19 protein-coding genes are annotated in these 19988 nt (G+C 48.9%); 17 read left to right on the top strand and 2 right to left on the bottom strand.

Annotated features, from left to right (window positions below; genetic code table 11):
- Positions 1–7 precede the first annotated feature (7 nt).
- Genes HAP68_RS11615 through prpB form a run of 5 tightly spaced genes read left to right on the top strand, consistent with a single transcriptional unit; the run spans position 8 to position 5520 of the window.
- Entirely contained in the window at positions 8–859 is an 852-nt protein-coding gene (locus HAP68_RS11615) for a 3-hydroxybutyryl-CoA dehydrogenase (protein ID WP_024085587.1), read from the top strand.
- Positions 860–888: 29 nt separating this feature from the next.
- Positions 889–2022: an acyl-CoA dehydrogenase gene (locus HAP68_RS11610; protein ID WP_015388026.1), complete on the top strand. Its 1134-nt coding sequence runs from the start codon at positions 889–891 to the stop codon at positions 2020–2022.
- Positions 2023–2045: 23 nt separating this feature from the next.
- A complete protein-coding gene (gene mmgD / locus HAP68_RS11605; protein ID WP_003153198.1) occupies positions 2046–3143 on the top strand; it encodes a citrate synthase in 1098 nt (365 codons plus the stop codon).
- A gap of 25 nt (positions 3144–3168) precedes the next feature.
- Positions 3169–4596 carry a bifunctional 2-methylcitrate dehydratase/aconitate hydratase gene (locus HAP68_RS11600; protein ID WP_024085586.1) on the top strand — a complete coding sequence of 476 codons (1428 nt, stop codon included), beginning with the start codon at positions 3169–3171 and terminating at the stop codon, positions 4594–4596.
- A gap of 18 nt (positions 4597–4614) precedes the next feature.
- Positions 4615–5520: a methylisocitrate lyase gene (gene prpB, locus HAP68_RS11595; RefSeq protein ID WP_024085585.1), complete on the top strand. Its 906-nt coding sequence runs from the start codon at positions 4615–4617 to the stop codon at positions 5518–5520.
- Between the two features lie 27 nt (positions 5521–5547).
- Here prpB and HAP68_RS11590 read toward each other — a convergent pair whose 3' ends face one another.
- Positions 5548–5790: a DUF2627 domain-containing protein gene (locus HAP68_RS11590; RefSeq protein ID WP_007408378.1), complete on the bottom strand. Its 243-nt coding sequence runs from the start codon at positions 5788–5790 to the stop codon at positions 5548–5550.
- A 153-nt stretch (positions 5791–5943) separates the two neighbouring features.
- Between HAP68_RS11590 and HAP68_RS11585 the strand changes: the two genes are divergently transcribed.
- From HAP68_RS11585 to HAP68_RS11550, 8 genes are all read left to right on the top strand, one after another.
- Entirely contained in the window at positions 5944–8013 is a 2070-nt protein-coding gene (locus HAP68_RS11585) for a sigma-54 interaction domain-containing protein (RefSeq protein WP_003153205.1), read from the top strand.
- A gap of 122 nt (positions 8014–8135) precedes the next feature.
- Positions 8136–9029 carry a phosphate butyryltransferase gene (gene yqiS, locus HAP68_RS11580; protein WP_003153207.1) on the top strand — a complete coding sequence of 298 codons (894 nt, stop codon included), beginning with the start codon at positions 8136–8138 and terminating at the stop codon, positions 9027–9029.
- Between the two features lie 13 nt (positions 9030–9042).
- Positions 9043–10137: a branched-chain amino acid dehydrogenase gene (gene bcd, locus HAP68_RS11575; protein ID WP_003153209.1), complete on the top strand. Its 1095-nt coding sequence runs from the start codon at positions 9043–9045 to the stop codon at positions 10135–10137.
- A 17-nt stretch (positions 10138–10154) separates the two neighbouring features.
- Complete coding sequence (gene buk, locus HAP68_RS11570) at positions 10155–11270, top strand: butyrate kinase (RefSeq protein WP_131242023.1); 1116 nt, start codon at positions 10155–10157, stop codon at positions 11268–11270.
- Entirely contained in the window at positions 11260–12681 is a 1422-nt protein-coding gene (lpdA, locus tag HAP68_RS11565; protein WP_003153212.1) for a dihydrolipoyl dehydrogenase, read from the top strand. Before buk ends, lpdA begins: the two co-directional genes overlap by 11 nt.
- A gap of 22 nt (positions 12682–12703) precedes the next feature.
- Positions 12704–13696 carry a thiamine pyrophosphate-dependent dehydrogenase E1 component subunit alpha gene (locus HAP68_RS11560; RefSeq protein ID WP_024085583.1) on the top strand — a complete coding sequence of 331 codons (993 nt, stop codon included), beginning with the start codon at positions 12704–12706 and terminating at the stop codon, positions 13694–13696.
- A gap of 12 nt (positions 13697–13708) precedes the next feature.
- Positions 13709–14692 carry a 3-methyl-2-oxobutanoate dehydrogenase subunit beta gene (gene bfmBAB / locus HAP68_RS11555; RefSeq protein ID WP_003153216.1) on the top strand — a complete coding sequence of 328 codons (984 nt, stop codon included), beginning with the start codon at positions 13709–13711 and terminating at the stop codon, positions 14690–14692.
- A 21-nt stretch (positions 14693–14713) separates the two neighbouring features.
- Complete coding sequence (locus tag HAP68_RS11550) at positions 14714–15976, top strand: dihydrolipoamide acetyltransferase family protein (RefSeq protein WP_017418110.1); 1263 nt, start codon at positions 14714–14716, stop codon at positions 15974–15976.
- Positions 15977–16020: 44 nt separating this feature from the next.
- Here HAP68_RS11550 and HAP68_RS11545 read toward each other — a convergent pair whose 3' ends face one another.
- Entirely contained in the window at positions 16021–16917 is an 897-nt protein-coding gene (locus HAP68_RS11545; RefSeq protein WP_024085582.1) for a YegS/Rv2252/BmrU family lipid kinase, read from the bottom strand.
- Between the two features lie 179 nt (positions 16918–17096).
- Here HAP68_RS11545 and brxB point away from each other — a divergent pair, with 179 nt between their 5' ends.
- The 4 genes from brxB to artM all read left to right on the top strand — a co-directional run bounded on the left by brxB (position 17097) and on the right by artM (position 19982).
- A complete protein-coding gene (brxB, locus tag HAP68_RS11540; RefSeq protein ID WP_003153223.1) occupies positions 17097–17534 on the top strand; it encodes a bacilliredoxin BrxB in 438 nt (145 codons plus the stop codon).
- A gap of 244 nt (positions 17535–17778) precedes the next feature.
- Positions 17779–18546 (top strand): arginine ABC transporter substrate-binding protein ArtP, encoded by a 768-nt coding sequence (gene artP, locus HAP68_RS11535; protein ID WP_003153224.1) that lies wholly within the window; start codon positions 17779–17781, stop codon positions 18544–18546.
- 61 nt (positions 18547–18607) lie between these two features.
- Positions 18608–19267 carry an arginine ABC transporter permease ArtQ gene (gene artQ / locus HAP68_RS11530; protein ID WP_003153227.1) on the top strand — a complete coding sequence of 220 codons (660 nt, stop codon included), beginning with the start codon at positions 18608–18610 and terminating at the stop codon, positions 19265–19267.
- A complete protein-coding gene (artM, locus tag HAP68_RS11525; protein WP_003153229.1) occupies positions 19260–19982 on the top strand; it encodes an arginine ABC transporter ATP-binding protein ArtM in 723 nt (240 codons plus the stop codon). The genes artQ and artM overlap by 8 nt, the downstream gene beginning before the upstream one ends.
- Positions 19983–19988: the final 6 nt, after the last annotated feature.

Raw genomic sequence — 19988 nt, 5'->3', positions numbered from 1 at the left:
GCGCCGGATGAAGATGAAAACAATCATGGTCGCAGGTGCCGGTCAGATGGGGGCAGGCATCGCTCAGACGGCTGCAGAAGCCGGGTTTGCCGTCAAGTTATACGATTGGGAGCCGGAAACGGTAACAAAAGGTCTTCACCGCATAAAGACAAACCTGGAGAAAGAGCAGGCAAAAGGACGGAAGTCACAGCAGGAGACAGATGCCGTTTTCAGCCGTATTTCCCCGGCGGAGCTCACAGAAGCGGGAGATGCTGATTTTATCATTGAAGCCATTGCCGAAAACAAAAAAGCAAAAGCGGAATTGTTTGACACACTTGATAAAATCTGTCCCCCTCATGCCGTATTGGCAAGCAATACGTCTTCTCTTCCTATTACGGAGCTTGCCGCGGCCACAAAAAGGCCTGAAAAAGTAATCGGCATGCATTTTATGAATCCGGTTCCGGTCATGGAGCTTGTCGAAGTCATCAGAGGACTCGCCACATCGGAAGAAACGGCGGAAACAGTAAAGAAGCTTGCCGTCCGGATGAATAAAACCCCTGTCGAAGTCAATGACTTCCCGGGCTTTATATCTAATCGCATATTAATGCCGATGATTAACGAAGCCGTTTATTGCCTTTACGAAGGAGCAGCTTCAAAGGAAGCGATTGATGAGGTGATGAAGCTCGGCATGCGTCATCCGATGGGTCCTTTAACATTAGCTGACTTCATCGGGCTGGATACGTGCCTTTCCATTATGGAGGTTCTCTACGCGGGGCTCGGAGATCCGAAATACCGCCCATGCCCTCTGCTCAGAAAATATGTCAGCGCCGGCTGGCTCGGCAAAAAAAGCGGGCGCGGTTTTTATGAGTACGGCAGATGACGTAAAGATCATGAGGGGAGACGGCAGCCATGCATTTTACTGAAGAGCACATCATGATGAGGAAAATGGTGCGTGATTTTGCCCGCAAGGAAATCGCACCGATGGTTGAGCTCATGGAATCAACAGATGAATTTCCGGAGCGGCTGATTAAAAAAATGGGCGAAGCGGGATTGATGGGCATTCCCGTCCCGGAAGCTTACGGCGGGGCGGGTGCTGATACAACATCTTACATTTTAGCGATTCATGAAATATCAAAAGTCAGCGCGGCCGTCGGCGTCATTTTGTCCGTCCACACATCGGTAGGGACAATCCCGATTTTGCATTTCGGGACAGAAGCCCAAAAACAAACGTATATTCCGAAGCTGGCAGCGGGCGAATATATTGGAGCTTTTGCGCTTACTGAGACTCACTCCGGATCTGATGCGGGAAGCCTGAAAACAACAGCCGTGCGAAAAGGCGGTTCATATATTCTGAACGGTTCAAAAATCTTTATTACAAACGGCGGAGCGGCAGATCTGTATCTGACATTTGCCGTAACCGATCCGGGTAAAGGGAGAAAGGGAATTTCAGCGTTTATTGTTGAAAAAAACACACCCGGTTTTTCTGTCGGAAAAAAAGAAAAAAAGCTCGGATTGTTAGGTTCCAATACTGCCGAATTGCAGTTTGATCAAGCGGAAATTCCGATTGAAAACCGGCTCGGCGAAGAGGGCGAGGGTTTTTCAATCGCCATGAAAAACCTTGCCGTCGGACGGATCGGCATAGCGGCTCAGGCGCTCGGGATTATCGAAGCGGCGCTCGGCTGCTCGGTGGAGTACGCCAAAACCCGCAGCCAGTTCGGCAGACCCATCGCTTCGAATCAGGCCGTTTCATTTAAATTATCTGACATGGCAACGAATGCGGAAGCTGCCAAATTATTGGTCTATCATGCGGCTGACCTGTATCAGCGAGGGCTTCAGTGCGGAAAAGAAGCATCTATGGCGAAGCAATTCGCGTCCGATGCGGCGATGAAAGCGGCGGTGGAGGCTGTGCAGATTCACGGCGGCTACGGCTATATGAAAGAGTATCCCGCGGAGCGTTTATTTCGGGATGCGAAAGTCACGCAAATCTATGAAGGAACCAATGAGATTCAAAGGCTGATTATTTCTAAGTATCTTCTTCAATAAAAAGTGCGCAAAGGAGCGAAACCATGGAATCTTATTCTCCCGGTTTAGATGGCGTCATTGCGGTGGAAACGGGGATTTCTTTCCTGGATACACAGCAGGGCAGTATTTTAATCAAAGGCCACGATCTGATTGAGCTTTCTAAAACGGCCGGCTATATGGACATTGTTCATCTCTTATTGGAAGACAGACTTCCTGATGCGAAAGAGAAGAAGGCGCTTGAAGAAGACGTTCGGCGCGGCGGACACCTTCCCGAGGAAATCTTGCGTATATGCCGTCTGCTGCCCGAACGTACTCACCCGATGGACGGACTGAGGACAGGTTTGTCCGCGCTTGGAGGCTTTGATAAGGATATTGATAACCGCACCTCTTCTGTAAATCGGCACCGTGTCCGCGGGCTGATAGGCAAAATGCCCAATCTGACCGTCAACAGCTATCGAGTCATCAACGGACTGGAGCCTTTAGCGCCTGTCGGAACCTTATCGTACAGCGCAAACTTTTTATATATGATTACCGGAAAAACGCCGTCCTCCTTGGAAGAAGAAATATTCGACCGGTCGCTTCTTTTATACAGTGAGCATGAATTGCCGAACTCAACGTTTACGGCCCGTGTCATTGCTTCGACGCAATCGGATATTTACGGCGCTCTGACCGGAGCCGTCGCCTCGCTTAAGGGAAACCTTCACGGCGGAGCGAATGAAGCAGTTATGTACATGCTTGAGGAAGCGAAGGATACAGACGGGTTTACACAATTATTAACTCAAAAACTCGCAAACAAAGAAAAAATCATGGGCTTCGGCCACCGTGTCTACATGAAAAAAATGGACCCGAGGGCGCTCATGATGAAAGAAGCATTGAAAAAACTGTCTGATCTTTCAGGTGATTTCCGTCTTTATCATATGTGTGAAGCAGGAGAAACCGTCATGAGAGAGAAAAAAGGCCTTTATCCGAACTTAGATTACTACGCAGCGCCGGTCTATTACATGCTCGGCATCCCGATCCCGCTGTATACGCCTATATTCTTCAGCGCACGAACGGTCGGGCTGTGCGCCCACGTCATTGAACAGCACAGCCGAAACCGGCTTTTCCGCCCGCGTGTCCGCTATACCGGAGCGCGTCTGTAAACAGATGAGAAAGGAAGATGAAAACATGACAGAACCCCGCCGAATGGACGCCGTAATCGAAGAGATTTCTGACTACGTGCTCCATCAGGAAATTGACAGTTCGGAAGCTTTCACTACGGCAGGACATGTGCTTCTTGATACGATAGGCTGCGGAATTTTGGCGCTCAGCTATCCCGAATGTACAAAGCTGCTCGGCCCGATTGTCCCGGGAACCTCCGTGCCCAACGGCAGCAGAGTCCCGGGCACGCCTTTTGTTTTAGACCCGGTCACGGCTGCCTTTAATATCGGCTGTATCAACAGGTGGCTCGATTATAATGATACGTGGCTTGCGGCCGAATGGGGGCATCCGTCTGACAATCTCGGAGGCATATTGGCTTGTGCGGATTATATATCCAGAGTGCGGATTTCAGAAGGGAAAGAACCGCTTACCGTGCGTGATGTGCTTTGCGCAATGATCAAAGCGCACGAAATTCAAGGAATTCTCGCTTTGGAAAACAGTTTAAACAGAGTCGGGCTTGACCATGTGCTGTTTGTGAAGGTGGCGACTGCGGCTGTTTGCGCACAAATGCTGGGCGGCTCAAGAGAGGAAATCAATAACGCCGTATCTCACGCTTGGATTGATAATTCAAGCCTCAGAACGTATCGTCATGCGCCAAACACCGGATCACGCAAATCATGGGCGGCCGGCGACGCGACGAGCAGAGGCGTATATTTGGCCCTTATGGCGCAAAAAGGTGAGATGGGGTACCCGACGGCTCTGACCGCATCCGGGTGGGGATTTCAAGACGTATTATTTAACCGGCAGGAAATGAAGCTTGCCCGCCCGCTTGGGTCCTATGTGATGGAGAATGTTTTGTTTAAAGTATCCTACCCGGCTGAATTCCACGCCCAGACAGCGGCGGAATGCGCGGTCCGGCTTCATCCGGAGGTGAAATACCGCATCGAAGACATTGACAGGATCACGATTATGACCCATGAGTCGGCAATCCGGATTATCGATAAAAAAGGGCCGCTTCACAATCCGGCTGACCGGGATCACTGCCTCCAGTATATTACGGCAATCGGGCTGCTTTTCGGAGATATCACGGCGGATCATTATGAAGAGGAAACGGCGTCTGACCCGCGAATTGATACATTGCGGAGCAAAATGGAGGTGACGGAACATAAAGCGTACTCAGAAGATTACTTAGACCCGAATAAGCGATCCATCTCAAATGCCGTACAGGTGCATTTTACAGACGGCACGGCTACGGGACGGATTGAATGTGAATATCCGCTCGGGCACCGGTTCCGCAGAAAAGAAGCCGTTCCGAAGATTCTTGCCAAGTTTTCAGCAAACATCAGCACTCATTTTTCATTGAAGCAGCAGCGGAAAATCGAAGAGGCTTGTAAAGATAGCGGCCGAATGCAGAAGCTCAGCGTTAGTGAATTTATGGACTTATTTCTCATATAAAATAGGAGGGTGACAAACATGACGTGGATCGTCAGCAAGCAGTCGTCTCAAGAGGAGCTTGCAGAGCGGTTCCGTGCGCTGATGGCAGCGCCGGATCTATTGCAGATTCCCGGCGCTCACGATGCGATGGCCGCTCTTATTGCCAAGAAAACGGGTTTTTCGGCTCTTTATTTATCAGGCGCGGCTTACACGGCGAGCAGAGGGCTGCCCGATTTAGGCATCATCACGTCGGCGGAAATGGCTGAACGGGTTAAAGATCTGGTCCGCTCGTCTGATCTGCCCGTCCTTGTCGATATTGACACGGGTTTCGGAGGCGTGCTGAATGCCGCCCGGACGGCGAAAGAAATGTATGAAGCGCGCGCGGCCGCCGTCCAAATGGAGGATCAGCGCCTGCCGAAAAAATGCGGACATCTGAATGGGAAGCAGCTCGTGCCGATTGAAGAAATGGCGCAAAAAATCCAAGCGGTCAAGCGGGCCGCGCCGACTCTTCTTGTTGTTGCGAGAACAGACGCCAGACAGCAGGAAGGGCTGGAGGGGGCATTAAATAGGGCGTCCGCTTATATAAAAGCGGGTGCTGACGCTGTTTTTCCGGAAGCGCTCCAATCCGAAAGTGAATTCAGAGCGTTTTCCAAACAAATCAGTGTGCCGATTCTCGCAAATATGACTGAATTCGGACAAACGCCGTATTACAGTGCTGATGAATTTTCCGATATGGGCTGTCAGATGGTCATTTACCCGGTCACGTCACTCAGAACGGCTGCCAAGGCTTTTGAGCGTATTTTCCGCCTTCTGAAAGAAGAAGGCTCTCAAAAAGAGGGGCTTTCGGATATGCAGACGAGAAAAGAATTATATGAAACGATCGCTTACGATGACTATGAAGAACTGGATCAATCCATTGCCAAAACGATACTGCCGGACGACTGAAAAAGCCCTTTTTTGCAAGGGCTTTTTTTACAGCTTTTTTTTCCTGAACCGCGGGCTGACTTGATTGCGTTTCCGATCTCTGTACAAAATAAACCCGGCCAGAACATAAAGGCCGAACAAAAAAAACGCCAATCCGGCCGCCCCCTGAAGAAAAAGGGACGGAAACGGGGAAAACGCATGCCCGAATAATGCATCTCTCATCAGTTTAATGCCGAGCGCCGCGACAGCGCCGGGGAGGACCAGAATCAAAAGCGCAACAAGCCGGCTCATATTCAGAAAACCCCTTTACGATATGATTTCCTTTATTGTCCAATCGAAAAAATATTTTGTCAAGAGATCAAAACGTGGTAACATAGGGGTTGTGCAAATTATTGCAACGGAAAATACAGGTGTGCAAATTTTTTCATATAAAGGGGTATCGGGATGCAGAAGGTGCTGATTATAGGTGCTGGTAAAGGAGGCACGGCGCTCCTACAGATTTTGATGAAAACAAAACTGATCCGGATTATTGCGGTGGTTGATCAAGATCCGGAGGCGCAAGGGCTGCAAGAAGCCCGGAGATATGGAATTGCAACCTCATCAGATTGGAAACCCTACATAACTGAAGATATAGATATTATCATCCATACAACAGGCGATAAAGCGGTCATGGATGAGCTGCTCCATGAGAAAAAAGAACAAACCATCGTCATGCCGGGAAAATTGGCGTACATGGTGTTTCAGCTGATGGAGGAAAAACAGCAGCTTATCCAAATGCTGAAGTCGCAGACGTATAAGCATGACCGGATTTTTAATTCAACGCACGACGGTATGATTTTTATAGACGTCAACGAAACGATCATTTTATTTAATCAGATGGCAGAAAAAATGGTCGGCCGAAAACGGGAGGAAGTCATCGGCCGCCAAATTAAAGATGTAGTGCCGAACACAAAGCTGCCGCGGATTCTGGAAACGAGAGAGCCGGAATATAACCAGAAGCAGCTTCTCGGCAAGCACCTGCAGATTGTCACGACAAGACTGCCGATCATTGATGAAGGCGGAAAACTTCTCGGCGCGTTATGCGTGTTTAAAGACATCACCGACGCAGTTGAACTGGCGGAAGAGGTCACGAACTTAAAACAAATCCGCACCATGCTTGAAGCGATTATTCAATCGTCAGACGAGGCCATTTCCGTCGTTGATGAAAACGGCATCGGAATGTTAATCAACAAAGCGTATACAAAAATGACCGGGCTGTCAGAAAGCGAAGTCATCGGAAAACCCGCTTCCACCGATATCTCGGAAGGGGAAAGCATGCACCTGAAAGTATTGGGGACAAGGCGGCCCGTGCGTGGTGTGAGGATGAAGGTCGGCCCCAATAAAAAGGATGTCATCGTAAATGTTGCCCCCGTTATTGTGGACGGTATTTTAAAAGGCAGCGTCGGCGTCATCCACGACGTGTCAGAAATTAAAACGCTGACTGCTGAGCTGAATCGGGCGCGCCAGATCATCCGCACGCTTGAAGCGAAATACACGTTTGACGACATTATCGGCACGAGTGAACAAATGCTGGTCGCCCTTGAACAGGCGAAGCTCGGGGCGAAAACGCCGGCGACGATTCTGCTGCGGGGAGAATCCGGCACAGGGAAAGAACTTTTCGCCCACGCCATCCATAATGAAAGCGACCGAAAATACAATAAATTCATTCGGGTCAATTGTGCGGCCCTGTCTGAATCCCTGCTTGAATCCGAGCTTTTCGGCTATGAGGAAGGCGCGTTTACGGGCGCGAGGCGCGGGGGCAAAAAAGGACTTTTTGAGGAAGCGAATAACGGCAGCATTTTCTTAGATGAAATCGGAGAGCTGACCCAAAGCACCCAGGCAAAGCTGCTCAGAGTTCTGCAGGAAAAAGAAATTATCAGAGTCGGCGGCGCAAAAGCGATTTCTGTCAATGTCAGAATTATCGCAGCGACAAACGTCAACATCGAAAAGGCCATGGCGGAAGGCGCGTTCCGCGAAGACCTGTATTACCGGATTAACCGCTATCCGATCTCAATCCCGCCGCTTCGGCAGCGCAAAGAAGATATTGAAGCGCTGAGCATTCGGCTCATTGAAAAAATCAATCAGGATTACGGCCGCAATGTAAAGGGGCTCACGCCGAACGCGCTGCGAGCTTTATCAGCCTACAGCTGGCCGGGAAACGTACGGGAGCTTGAAAATGTTCTCGGACGGGCAATGATATTTTTAGAGCCGCATATGGAACGGATCGAACAGCAGCATCTGCCTGTTTTCGAATCAGAGCTGAATGACAAAAACGGCACCCAAAGTGATTTTCCGGATGTAGAAGGGGAAAAGCTGTCTCAGGCTGTTGAAAAATTTGAAGCGCACATCATTCAAAAAACGCTTGAAAAGCATAAATTCAACCGAACCAAAACGGCGAAAGCGCTTGGTGTCAGCATTCGGAATCTGTACTACAAAATGGACAAGTACGGCCTTGCAAATGACGGCATGCAATAAATTGCAGAGAAAGCGCAAACAGCTGCATGTTTTCTTGAAAAAAGCCGGAATAAACCCTTTCGCATATTTGGCACAGAACTTGCATTGTTAAAAGCGGATTCGCACAAGAAAGGTGGTACAAAATGAAGCTGAGAGACCTAGTTGAAAAAGCCGCGGCAAAAAACGCAAAAACCATTGCAGTGGCCCACGCAGCAGATAAAGAAGTGATCCACGCCGTCAAAATGGCGGCAGAACACTTGTCGGCACGATTTTTACTGACGGGTGACAGCGGAAAGCTGAAAGAGCTTCTGGCAAATGAGCCGAAGTTCAATGCTGACATCATCCACGCCGATTCACCAGAAGAATCTGCGGCAAAAGCAGTGCGCGCAGTGCGTGAACAAGAGGCGGACGTTTTAATGAAAGGGAATCTCCCGAGCTCAACTCTTCTGAAATCGGTTTTAAACCGCCAGGAAGGGCTTCGTTCAAAAAGGGTGTTATCACATGTAGCCGTTTTTGAAGTGCCGGACTATGACCGGCTGATGTATGTGACTGATTCAGCGCTGAACATTGCCCCGTCTCTTGAAGAACTCGGGCATATTCTGCAAAATGCGGTTCATGTCGCACATTCAGTAGGGAACCCTATGCCGAAAGCCGCAGTCCTTGCGGCTATTGAAACGGTTAATCCGAAAATGGAGGCGACGCTGAACGCGGCTGCGATCGTCCAGATGTGCAATAGAGGACAGATTACCGGCTGCATTGCGGACGGACCGCTTGCTTTGGATAATGCCGTATCCCAAGCGGCTGCGCTGCAAAAAGGGATTTCCGGAAGCGTAGCGGGCCAGGCGGATATTCTCTTGGTTCCTTCAATCGAGGCCGGAAATATGCTTTATAAGTCAATGATTTATTTTGCGAAAGCAAATGTTGCTGCCGTCATCGCCGGTGCAAAAGCGCCGATTGCATTAACGAGCAGAGCGGATACCGCAGAAAATAAACTGTATTCAATTGCGCTTGCGATTTGCGCATCACAAGAACAGTAGGAGGAACGAACCTATGGAAATTTTTAAATATATGGAGACTTATGATTACGAACAATTGGTATTCTGCCAAGATGAACAATCCGGATTAAAAGCGATCATCGCGATTCATGATACGACGCTCGGCCCTGCACTCGGCGGAACAAGAATGTGGACATATGACAGTGAAGAAGCGGCGATTGAAGATGCACTGAGACTCGCAAAAGGCATGACTTATAAAAATGCGGCTGCCGGTTTAAACTTAGGCGGCGGGAAAACCGTTATTATCGGAGACCCGCGCAAAGATAAAAATGAAGAAATGTTCCGCGCGTTCGGCCGCTACATCCAAGGCTTAAACGGAAGGTATATTACGGCGGAAGACGTCGGCACCACCGTTGAAGATATGGACATCATTCATGATGAAACAGACTATGTAACCGGAATTTCTCCGGCATTCGGTTCATCAGGAAATCCGTCTCCGGTTACGGCGTACGGCGTCTACAAAGGGATGAAAGCCGCAGCGAAAGCGGCGTTTGGCACTGATTCACTGGAAGGTAAAACAATTGCCGTGCAAGGCGTGGGAAATGTGGCTTACAATCTATGCCGCCACCTTCACGAAGAAGGCGCTTCTTTAATCGTAACCGATATCAATAAAGAATCTGTTAAACGTGCCGTTGAGGACTTCGGCGCCCGCGCAGTTGATCCCGGCGACATTTACTCACAGGCGTGCGATATTTATGCCCCGTGTGCTCTCGGCGCCGTCATTAACGATGACACGATTAAACAGCTGAAGGCGAAAGTCATTGCGGGGGCGGCCAATAACCAGCTGAAAGAAACACGTCACGGCGATACCATTCATGAAATGGGAATCGTGTACGCTCCGGATTATGTCATCAATGCAGGCGGCGTCATCAATGTGGCCGATGAGCTTTACGGCTACAACGCTGAGCGTGCTTTGAAAAAGGTTGAGGGCATCTATGCAAACATTGAGCGGGTGCTCGATATTTCCGCGCGTGACGGCATTCCGACATACTTAGCGGCCGACCGTCTGGCTGAGGAACGAATTGAGCGCATGCGCCGTTCAAGAAGCCAGTTTCTGCAAAACGGCCAAAGTATATTAAGCAGACGATAGGAATTTGATCTGGAGGTATGAAAATGTTCGAACAGGAAAAACGCATTCTCATTCTGAATCCAGGCTCAACATCAACGAAAATCGGTGTCTTTCACAATGAACGCTGTATCTTTGAAAAGACGCTGCGGCATCCCGAAGAAGAGCTGAAAGCATTTAACGGCATTATCGACCAATACGAATTTCGAAAAATAAGCATTCTTGAGTCTTTGCACGAACAGGGCATCAACATTTCAAAGTTTGATGCCGTTTGTGCCAGGGGCGGCCTGCTCAGACCGATTGAGGGCGGCACATATGAAGTGAATGACGCCATGATCACTGATTTGAAAAACGGCTACAACGGCCAGCATGCTTCTAATCTGGGCGGAATTATTGCCAGGGAAATAGCAGACGGATTAAATATCCCCGCGTATATCGTCGATCCGGTCGTGGTGGATGAGATGACTCCGCTCGCTAAAGTATCAGGAATGCCTGAAATCAAGAGGAAAAGCATTTTTCATGCTTTGAACCAAAAAGCTGTTGCCCGTCATGCGGCGGCGTCCCTCGGCAAACGGTATGAACAGATGAAGATGATCGTCACTCATATGGGCGGCGGCATCACAGTCGGGGTCCATGATTGCGGACGGGTGACGGATGTCAACAACGGGCTTCACGGAGAAGGGCCCTTCAGCCCGGAGCGTGCGGGAACCGTTCCTGCGGGTGATTTGGTGGAGATGTGTTTTTCCGGCAAGTATTCAAAAGCCGATATGATGAATAAACTTGTCGGCACGGGCGGACTCTCCGGCTACCTGGGGACAACTGACGCGGTGAAGGTGGAAAAACGCATTCAGGCCGGAGATGAGCATGCGAGGCTCATTTATGACGCCATGGCTTATCAAGTAGCAAAAGAAATCGGGGCGGCAAGCGCCGTATTAAAAGGAAAAGTAGACATTATCGTCCTGACGGGCGGATTGGCGTACGGGAAAAGTTTCGTATCCGCCATCAGATCGTACATAGATTGGATTTCGGATGTACTGGTGTACCCGGGAGAAAATGAACTGCAATCTCTCGCGCAAGGCGCGCTTCGGGTTTTAGCCGGCGAGGAGCAGTCAAAGCAATATCAGATCGGCGAAGGAGTGAAAACAAATGGCGACTGAATATGATGTGGTCATTCTGGGCGGCGGCACGGGCGGTTATGTAGCCGCCATCAGAGCGGCCCAGCTCGGCTTAAAAACGGCCGTTGTAGAAAAAGAAAAGCTCGGCGGAACATGCCTGCATAAAGGATGTATCCCGAGTAAAGCGCTGTTAAGAAGCGCGGAAGTGTACCGAACCGCAAAGGAAGCGGCAGCATTCGGCATTGAAACGGAAGGTGTCTCCCTCCGCTTTGACAGCGTGCAAAAACGAAAGCAGGGAATCGTTGACCGGCTGGCCGGCGGTGTCGCCCACTTGATGAAAAAGGGGAAGATTGATGTATTCAACGGGTACGGACGTATGCTCGGCCCTTCCATCTTCTCACCTCTTCCCGGTACGGTTTCCGTCGAATACGCAAATGGTGAAGAAAACGACATGCTGATACCGAAACAATTGATTATCGCAACCGGTTCAAGGCCGAAAATGCTGCCGGGTTTAGAAGCAGACGGTACATATATTCTGACATCAGATGAAGCGCTTGAGCTTGAGCGTCTGCCCCAATCCATGTTGATCGTCGGCGGCGGTGTCATCGGAATTGAATGGGCATCCATGCTGAACGATTTCGGCGTCAATATCACTGTGATTGAATATGCGGACCGCATTTTGCCGACTGAAGACCGTGATATCTCAAGCGAGATGGAAAAACTGTTAACGAAAAAAGGAATTAAGATTGTAACGGGTGCGAAAGTGCTTCCGGATACATTGGAAAAAGCGGATGGCGTTTCAATTGCCGCTGAAAAGAATGGAAAAAAAGAAACGTATCACGCCGAACAAATGCTTGTTTCCATCGGCCGCCAGCCGAACATTGAAGGGATCGGTCTTGAAAACACGGACATTGCAGCGGAAAACGGTTCTATCATAGTAAATGAAGCCGGACAGACGAAGGAATCGCATATTTATGCGATCGGTGATGTCGTCGGCGGTCTGCAGCTTGCGCATGTGGCCTCCCGTGAAGGCATCATTGCCGTTGAGCATATGGCGGGTCTTAATCCGGCTCCGCTTGATGCCGCTCTTGTGCCGAAATGCATTTATTCAAATCCGGAAGCGGCGAGTGTCGGGCTGACAGAAGAAGAAGCTGCCCGAAAAGGACATGAACTTAAGATCGGAAAGTTTCCGTTCATGGCGATCGGAAAGGCTCTTGTATACGGAGAAAGCGACGGCTTTGTCAAAATCGTCGCCGATCGGAATACAGATGATATTCTCGGTGTTCATATGATCGGCCCGCACGTCACCGATATGATCTCTGAAGCGGGGCTTGCCAAGGTGCTCGACGCGACGCCTTGGGAAATCGGCCAGTCCATACATCCGCATCCGTCGCTTTCAGAAGCGATTGGGGAAGCTGCGTTAGCCGCAGACGGAAACGCGATTCATTTTTAAAAGGAAAGAAGGAGGGGTTTGAATGACTACAAACCGCCATCAAGCATTAGGGCTTTCTGACGAAGAAGCCGTTGAAATGTATAGAACCATGCTGTTAGCCAGAAAAATCGACGAAAGAATGTGGCTCTTAAACCGCTCGGGCAAAATTCCGTTCGTTATTTCATGTCAAGGGCAGGAAGCGGCTCAAGTAGGCGCGGCCTATGCCCTAAAACGCGATACCGACTATGTGCTTCCGTACTACAGAGATATGGGGGTTGTGCTTGCATTCGGTATGACTGCTAAGGATTTGATGATGTCGGGTTTTGCGAAAGCGGCTGATCCGAACTCAGGCGGAAGGCAGATGCCGGGCCACTTCGGGCAAAAGGAAAATAGAATCGTAACGGGCTCATCCCCTGTGACGACGCAGGTTCCCCACGCGGTCGGAATCGCGCTTGCGGGACGCATGGATAAAAAGGATATCGTCTCTTTCGTTACCTTTGGAGAAGGTTCTTCCAACCAGGGAGATTTTCACGAAGGGGCAAACTTTGCCGCCGTGTATAAATTGCCGGTCATTTTCATGTGTGAAAATAATAAGTATGCCATTTCTGTTCCGTATGACAAACAGGTGGCGTGCGAAAATATTTCCGACCGGGCGGCAGGCTACGGCATGCCGGGAGTCACAGTTGACGGAAACGACCTGCTGGAAGTTTACCGGGCCGTGAAAGAAGCGCGCGAACGGGCATCTAAAGGCGAAGGACCTACATTAATAGAAACGGTTTCCTACCGGTTGACGCCGCATTCCAGTGATGACGACGACAGCAGCTACAGAGAACGCGAAGAAGTAGAAGAAGCAAAGAAACAGGATCCGCTTCTTTTATACAAAGCATACTTGCAAGAAGCCGGGCTTCTAGGTGAAGAAGAAGAAAAGGCCATGCTGGATGACATCATGGCTATCGTAAACGAAGCGACAGACGAAGCGGAGAAAGCGCCATACGCATCTCCTGAATCAACGCTTGATCACGTTTATGCGAAGTAGGGAGGAATACTTATGTCTGTAATGTCTTATATTGACAGTATTAATGCAGCTATGAAAGAAGAAATGGAAAGAGATCCGCGCGTTTTTGTCCTCGGGGAAGACGTCGGGAGAAAAGGCGGCGTATTTAAAGCCACGGCGGGTCTCTATGAACAGTTCGGAGAAGAGCGGGTGATGGATACGCCGCTTGCGGAATCAGCGATTGCGGGTGTCGGAATCGGCGCCGCGATGTACGGCATGCGCCCGATTGCCGAGATGCAGTTTGCCGATTTCATTCTGCCTGCGGTCAACCAAATCATTTCAGAAGCGGCCAAAATACGCTACCGTTCAAACAATGATTGGAGCTGTCCGATGGTCATCAGAGCGCCTTACGGGGGCGGCGTGCACGGCGCGTTGTATCATTCCCAATCTGTGGAGGCCATTTTTGCCAACCAGCCGGGTCTTAAAATTGTCATGCCTTCAACTCCTTATGACGCAAAAGGGCTGTTGAAAGCCGCAGTCCGTGACGAAGATCCCGTGCTGTTTTTCGAACATAAGAGGGCGTACCGCCTGATTAAAGGAGAAGTCCCTGCTGATGATTACGTCCTTCCGATCGGAAAGGCGGATGTAAAACGCGAAGGCAGCGACATTACTGTCATTACGTACGGATTATGCGTCCATTTCGCTCTGCAGGCTGCCGAGCGTCTTGAAAAAGACGGAATTTCCGCGCACGTATTAGATTTGCGTACGGTTTATCCGTTAGATAAAGAAGCCATCATTGAAGCCGCGTCTAAAACGGGAAAAGTATTGCTGATCACAGAAGATACGAAAGAAGGCGGTATTATGAGCGAGGTCGCCGCCATTATTTCTGAAAACTGCTTATTTGATTTAGACGCGCCGATCAAGCGGCTTGCAGGCCCTGATGTTCCGGCAATGCCTTATGCGCCGACAATGGAAAAATACTTCATGATGAATCCTGACAAAGCAGAAGCCGCGATGAGAGAATTAGCGGAGTTTTAAAGACGTAAGGAGGTTTTTGACATGGCGATTGAACAAATGGCTATGCCTCAGCTCGGAGAGAGCGTGACGGAAGGGACGATCAGCAAGTGGCTGGTGTCCCCCGGTGATCAAGTGAATAAATATGACCCCATCGCGGAGGTCATGACGGATAAAGTGAATGCGGAGGTGCCGTCTTCTTTTACCGGTACGATTACAGAACTTGTAGGAGAAGAAGGCCAGACTCTTACAGTCGGCGAGATCATCTGCAAAATTGAAACGGAAGAAACGGAAACCGAAGAGGCGCCGAAGCGGGAAGAAGAGCAGAATACCCCTTCAGACACCGATGCAAACCGTCAAGGTAAAGACCAGTCAAATAAAGCGCGTTATTCGCCGGCCGTGCTCAGATTAGCGGGAGAACACGGCATTCAGCTTGAAGAAGTTGAAGGAACGGGCGCAGGAGGAAGAATTACGCGAAAAGACATTCAAAAGATCATTGATTCGGGAATGCAGCAGAAGTCGGAAGCACCGGCGCCGGCTGCCGTTCAAACAACGCAACAAGCGCCGAAACAACAGCAAAAACAAGCGCCGGCGCCAGCTCTGTCAGCCGGTGATATTGAAATTCCGGTTACCGGCGTCAGAAAAGCCATCGCCGCCAATATGCATAAAAGCAAAACAGAAATTCCGCACGCCTGGACGATGATGGAAGTCGACGTCACGAACATGACGGCGTACAGAAACAGCATAAAAGACTCATTTAAACAAAAAGAAGGCTTCAATTTAACATTTTTCGCTTTCTTTGTAAAAGCGGCGGCGCAGGCTCTCAAAGAGTTCCCGCAGATGAACAGCATGTGGGCGGGAGACAAAATCGTCCAAAAGAAAGACATCAACATCTCCATTGCCGTTGCCACGGAAGATTCGCTGTTTGTTCCGGTTATTAAGCATGCTGATGAAAAAACGATTAAAGGCATAGCCAGAGAAATAACGGACCTTGCGAAAAAAGTGAGAAACGGAAAACTTACCGCGGAAGATATGCAGGGCGGCACATTTACCGTCAATAACACGGGATCTTTCGGCTCAGTTCAATCTATGGGCATTATCAACCATCCGCAGGCGGCGATTCTTCAGGTAGAATCTATCGTCAAACGTCCGGTTGTCATGAATAACGGGATGATCGCAGTGCGTGATATGGTTAATCTTTGCCTGTCTTTAGATCACAGAGTGCTCGACGGGCTCGTATGCGGCCGTTTCCTCGGACGCGTCAAAGAAATCCTAGAAAACATTGACGAAAATACTTCAGTCTATTAAAAAAAACTCCTTTTGCCCGGGCGGCAAAAGGAGTTTTTTTATTTTCATTGTGAATCCTCGGGAACAAGCATAGTGAGATGATGTGTTTTCACTTCGATCGTACAAGGCGTTGTTCCGTATACCTCGCCATCTGTATCCGCGTCCATTTCACGTCCGGTTTCGATTTCAATCCTGGAGGCCTGGATATAGGACAGCTCCCCTTCGAAATCATCAAACGAACCCTGCTCCATCGTCATCAGCTCCCGCAACGCGGCAAGGCTTGTGTTGCGGCAGATTAACACATCGGCTAAGCCGTCCTGGAGGCTGGCATCAGGCAGGGGAACTCTGTTTGTCCCGATATAATGCCCGTTCATGACAAGCACCATTACGGCTTCGTCTTCTTTCACCTCGCCGTCAATTGTCAATTTGACAGGAAACGGGTTCGCGCTTGTCATCGTCCGCAAGGCGCTCGTGAAGTAGCTGATTTTACCAAGCCATGCTTTTTCAGTTTCATTGATATGGCTCGATGCTTCGGTGATCAATCCGATGCCCCAGAAGTTCAGAAAATAGCCGTCATCCGTTTTACAGACGTCAATCATCCGTTTATGTCCGGCCGCGAGCGCTTCAGCGGCCTTTTGAAGGTTTTGCGGGATGCCGAGCGCCCGTGAGAAATCGTTGCACGTTCCTCCCGGCAAAATGCCGACAGCGGGCCTGTGATCAAGCTTGCTGATGCTGTTGATGCATTGATGCACAGTGCCGTCTCCGCCTAAAATATATAAATGGTCAACTGAACTGTCGAGGTTTTCACAATACTGACGGGCATCATCCTGATGTTTGGTCGGTTTAATCAAAAGTTCGTCAGCTGACTGGGCCAAAATGGGGACGACCGTGCCGAGCGTTTTATCAATCTGTTTTTGACCGGCGTTTCCGTTATAAATTAATACTGCTTTCCGTTGGCTCATACGACTGCTCCTTTATTTCAGACAATCTCTTTAACAAGTTTCCCGTTTTTAAAAGGTCATAAACTTACATCGGGTACATAAAAGGAACAAAAAACAATTTGGATATGAGCGGTGTCATTTGCCGATAGTGAGGTTCCTTGCTATCATAAGAAGAGATGATCAAAAAGGAGAGGTCCCAGTTGAATATGGATTTTAATTTATTTATGAATGATGTCGTGCGTCAAGCCCGTCAGGAAATCACGGCCGCCGGGTATACAGAGCTGAAAACCGCTGAGGAAGTGGACGAAGCGCTTTCGAAAAAAGGAACGACACTCGTTATGGTCAACTCTGTGTGCGGATGCGCAGGCGGTATTGCACGGCCTGCCGCATACCATTCCGTACATTACGATAAACGCCCGGATCAGCTTGTGACGGTATTTGCCGGACAGGATAAAGAAGCGACAGCCAAAGCGAGAGAATACTTTGAAGGCTATCCGCCGTCCTCTCCGTCATTTGCCATTTTAAAAGACGGGAAAATCATGAAAATGGTGGAACGCCATGAAATTGAAGGCCATGAGCCGATGGCCGTCGTCACAAAACTGCAGGAAGCATTTGAAGAATATTGTGAAGAAGTATAAGTGAAAGAAAAACCCCGGAGCCGAGCGCTTCCGGGGTTTTTTATATGGAATCTGTATAAATATAAATATTTATACACCGGCGTTCAGCTGTCACTAATCGGAAAAACAATGACTATAATAAACAGAGAAAGGAAAATATATTTTTCAAAAATAGTATTGCATCACAATTAAAAAGTGTTTAAAATACAAGTTAACGAATAAATATTCAATTTTAAGAGATCAGTAGATATGGGGGAAATGAATCATGAAGAAATGGCTGTTGGTATTAGCTGCCGCATGTATCACCTTTGCGCTGTCCGCCTGCGGATCAGGCAATTCAGGCTCAGAGGGCGGAAAGAATAAGCTGATTATGGGTACATCGGCTGACTATAAACCATTTGAATATAAAGACGGCGATCAGATCACCGGGTTTGACGTTGATCTGGCAAAAGCTCTGGGCAAAAAGACCGGCTATGACGTTGAGGTGCAGGACATGGACTTCAACAGCCTGATTACAGCCTTGAAGTCCAAGCAGGTAGATATGATTTTATCTGGAATGACACCTACGCCGGAACGGAAAAAGCAAGTTGATTTTTCTGATATTTATTATACTGCTAACAATATGATCGTTACGAAAAAGGGAAGCAGCATTAAATCCCTGAATGATCTGAAAGGAAAAACCGTCGGTGTTCAGCTCGGCTCCATTCAAGAGGAAAAAGGCAAGAAGCTCGCTTCGAAATACGGTTTTCAGCTCGAAGACCGCAACCGGATCTCAGACTTAACGGAAGAGATTAAATCCGGGCGTTTTGATGCCGCGATTATCGAAGACATCGTAGCACAAGGCTATTTCAGTTCAAATAACGATCTGCAGGGCTTTGCGTCAGCAGATGCGAAATCAGACGAATCGGGCTCCGCGATTGCGTTCCGCAAAGACAGTGATCTGACAGCGAAGTTTAACAAAGCGCTGAAAGAAATGGAGAAAAACGGAGAAATCGAAAAACTGAAGAAAAAATGGTTCACCAACGAGAAATAAAAGAAAGCTCAACTTTTCGTTGAGCTTTTTATCTTGAATAAAGACAAAGGAGATCACACGTATGAATTTGGATTTCTCAGCGACAATCCCCCAAATTCCTTTTATATTGGAAGGCCTTGCGGTCACATTAAAAATTGTGCTCGTTTCAGCGGTCATCGGTCTTGTATTAGGAATCGTGCTCAGCTTATTTAAAATCAGCACGATCAGTCCGCTGAAATGGATTGCGGATTTTTATACTTCGATATTCCGCGGCACGCCGCTCGTGCTGCAGCTGATGATCATCTATTTCGGTATGCCGCAGCTTCTCGGCTTTCAGATCGATCAATTTTGGGCGGCGGTCACCGCATTATCGCTCAATTCAGCCGCTTACGTCTCTGAAATTATCAGAGCGGGAATCAACGCAATTGACAAAGGACAAAAAGAGGCTGCCGTCGCTCTCGGCGTGCCGTACGGAAAAATGATGAAAGATCTGCTGCTGCCGCAGGCGTTTAAAAACATTTCTCCGGCTATTATTAACGAATTAATCACCTTGACGAAAGAATCGGCAATCGTCACGGTAATCGGTCTCGGCGATATTATGAGACGGGCCTACCAGTCCGGCGCCGCAACATACAACTATTTAGAACCTCTTATTGTGGCGGGCTTAATCTATTACGTGCTCGTTTTGATCTTAGCATTCATCGGAAAAGGCGTAGAAAGGAAGCTGAAAGCCAATGATTAAGGTCGACAACCTGTCAAAATCATTCGGGAAACATGAAGTACTGAAAAACATTTCAACACAGATCGAAGAAGGGGAAGTCGTCGCCGTCATCGGCCCTTCCGGTTCCGGCAAATCAACGTTTCTGCGCTGCTTAAATCTGCTGGAAACCCCGAGCGGCGGAACGATTGCCATTAAAGAAAACGAAATCACCGCAGCTAAAACGAATAAACTGAAAGTGCGGGAAAATATCGGCATGGTATTTCAGCATTTTCATCTGTTTCCTCATAAAACGGTGCTTGAAAATATCACATACGCGCCGGTCAGCGTGAAGAAAGAGTCTAAAAAGGAGGCGGAGGAAAAGGCGTGCGCTCTCCTTGAAAAAGTCGGGCTGCTTGACAAACGGAACGACTATCCGAACCGTTTGTCAGGCGGACAGAAGCAGCGGGTCGCCATCGCGCGGGCGCTTGCCATGAATCCTGACATCATGCTGTTTGATGAACCGACCTCGGCTCTTGACCCGGAAATGGTCAAAGAAGTTCTTGAGGTGATGAAAGAGCTCGCGCAGACGGGCATGACAATGGTGATCGTAACGCACGAAATGGGATTTGCCAAAGAAGTCGCAGACCGCGTATTATTTATGGATGAAGGGACGATCGTGGAAGACGGTCAGCCGGAAGAATTTTTTCTTTCTCCGAAGTCAAAAAGAGCACAGGACTTTTTAGAAAAAATATTATAAAATATA

This window comes from Bacillus sp. Bvel1 (genome assembly GCF_014872755.1).
In the GTDB taxonomy this organism is placed as follows: Bacteria; Bacillota; Bacilli; order Bacillales; family Bacillaceae; genus Bacillus; species Bacillus velezensis.
This window is presented reverse-complemented; position numbering and strand designations above follow the sequence as displayed.

Coding starts and splice junctions, on each gene's coding strand:
- artM (WP_003153229.1), top strand. CDS start 19,260: ATGATTAAGGTCGACAACCTGTCAAAATCATTCGGGAAACATGAAGTA.
- HAP68_RS11615 (WP_024085587.1), top strand. CDS start 8: ATGAAGATGAAAACAATCATGGTCGCAGGTGCCGGTCAGATGGGGGCA.
- prpB (WP_024085585.1), top strand. CDS start 4,615: ATGACGTGGATCGTCAGCAAGCAGTCGTCTCAAGAGGAGCTTGCAGAG.
- bfmBAB (WP_003153216.1), top strand. CDS start 13,709: ATGTCTGTAATGTCTTATATTGACAGTATTAATGCAGCTATGAAAGAA.
- yqiS (WP_003153207.1), top strand. CDS start 8,136: ATGAAGCTGAGAGACCTAGTTGAAAAAGCCGCGGCAAAAAACGCAAAA.
- HAP68_RS11585 (WP_003153205.1), top strand. CDS start 5,944: ATGCAGAAGGTGCTGATTATAGGTGCTGGTAAAGGAGGCACGGCGCTC.
- HAP68_RS11590 (WP_007408378.1), bottom strand. CDS start 5,790: ATGAGCCGGCTTGTTGCGCTTTTGATTCTGGTCCTCCCCGGCGCTGTC.
- lpdA (WP_003153212.1), top strand. CDS start 11,260: ATGGCGACTGAATATGATGTGGTCATTCTGGGCGGCGGCACGGGCGGT.
- HAP68_RS11610 (WP_015388026.1), top strand. CDS start 889: ATGCATTTTACTGAAGAGCACATCATGATGAGGAAAATGGTGCGTGAT.
- mmgD (WP_003153198.1), top strand. CDS start 2,046: ATGGAATCTTATTCTCCCGGTTTAGATGGCGTCATTGCGGTGGAAACG.
- artQ (WP_003153227.1), top strand. CDS start 18,608: ATGAATTTGGATTTCTCAGCGACAATCCCCCAAATTCCTTTTATATTG.
- HAP68_RS11545 (WP_024085582.1), bottom strand. CDS start 16,917: ATGAGCCAACGGAAAGCAGTATTAATTTATAACGGAAACGCCGGTCAA.
- bcd (WP_003153209.1), top strand. CDS start 9,043: ATGGAAATTTTTAAATATATGGAGACTTATGATTACGAACAATTGGTA.
- HAP68_RS11560 (WP_024085583.1), top strand. CDS start 12,704: ATGACTACAAACCGCCATCAAGCATTAGGGCTTTCTGACGAAGAAGCC.
- HAP68_RS11550 (WP_017418110.1), top strand. CDS start 14,714: ATGGCGATTGAACAAATGGCTATGCCTCAGCTCGGAGAGAGCGTGACG.
- artP (WP_003153224.1), top strand. CDS start 17,779: ATGAAGAAATGGCTGTTGGTATTAGCTGCCGCATGTATCACCTTTGCG.
- buk (WP_131242023.1), top strand. CDS start 10,155: ATGAAAATGTTCGAACAGGAAAAACGCATTCTCATTCTGAATCCAGGC.
- HAP68_RS11600 (WP_024085586.1), top strand. CDS start 3,169: ATGACAGAACCCCGCCGAATGGACGCCGTAATCGAAGAGATTTCTGAC.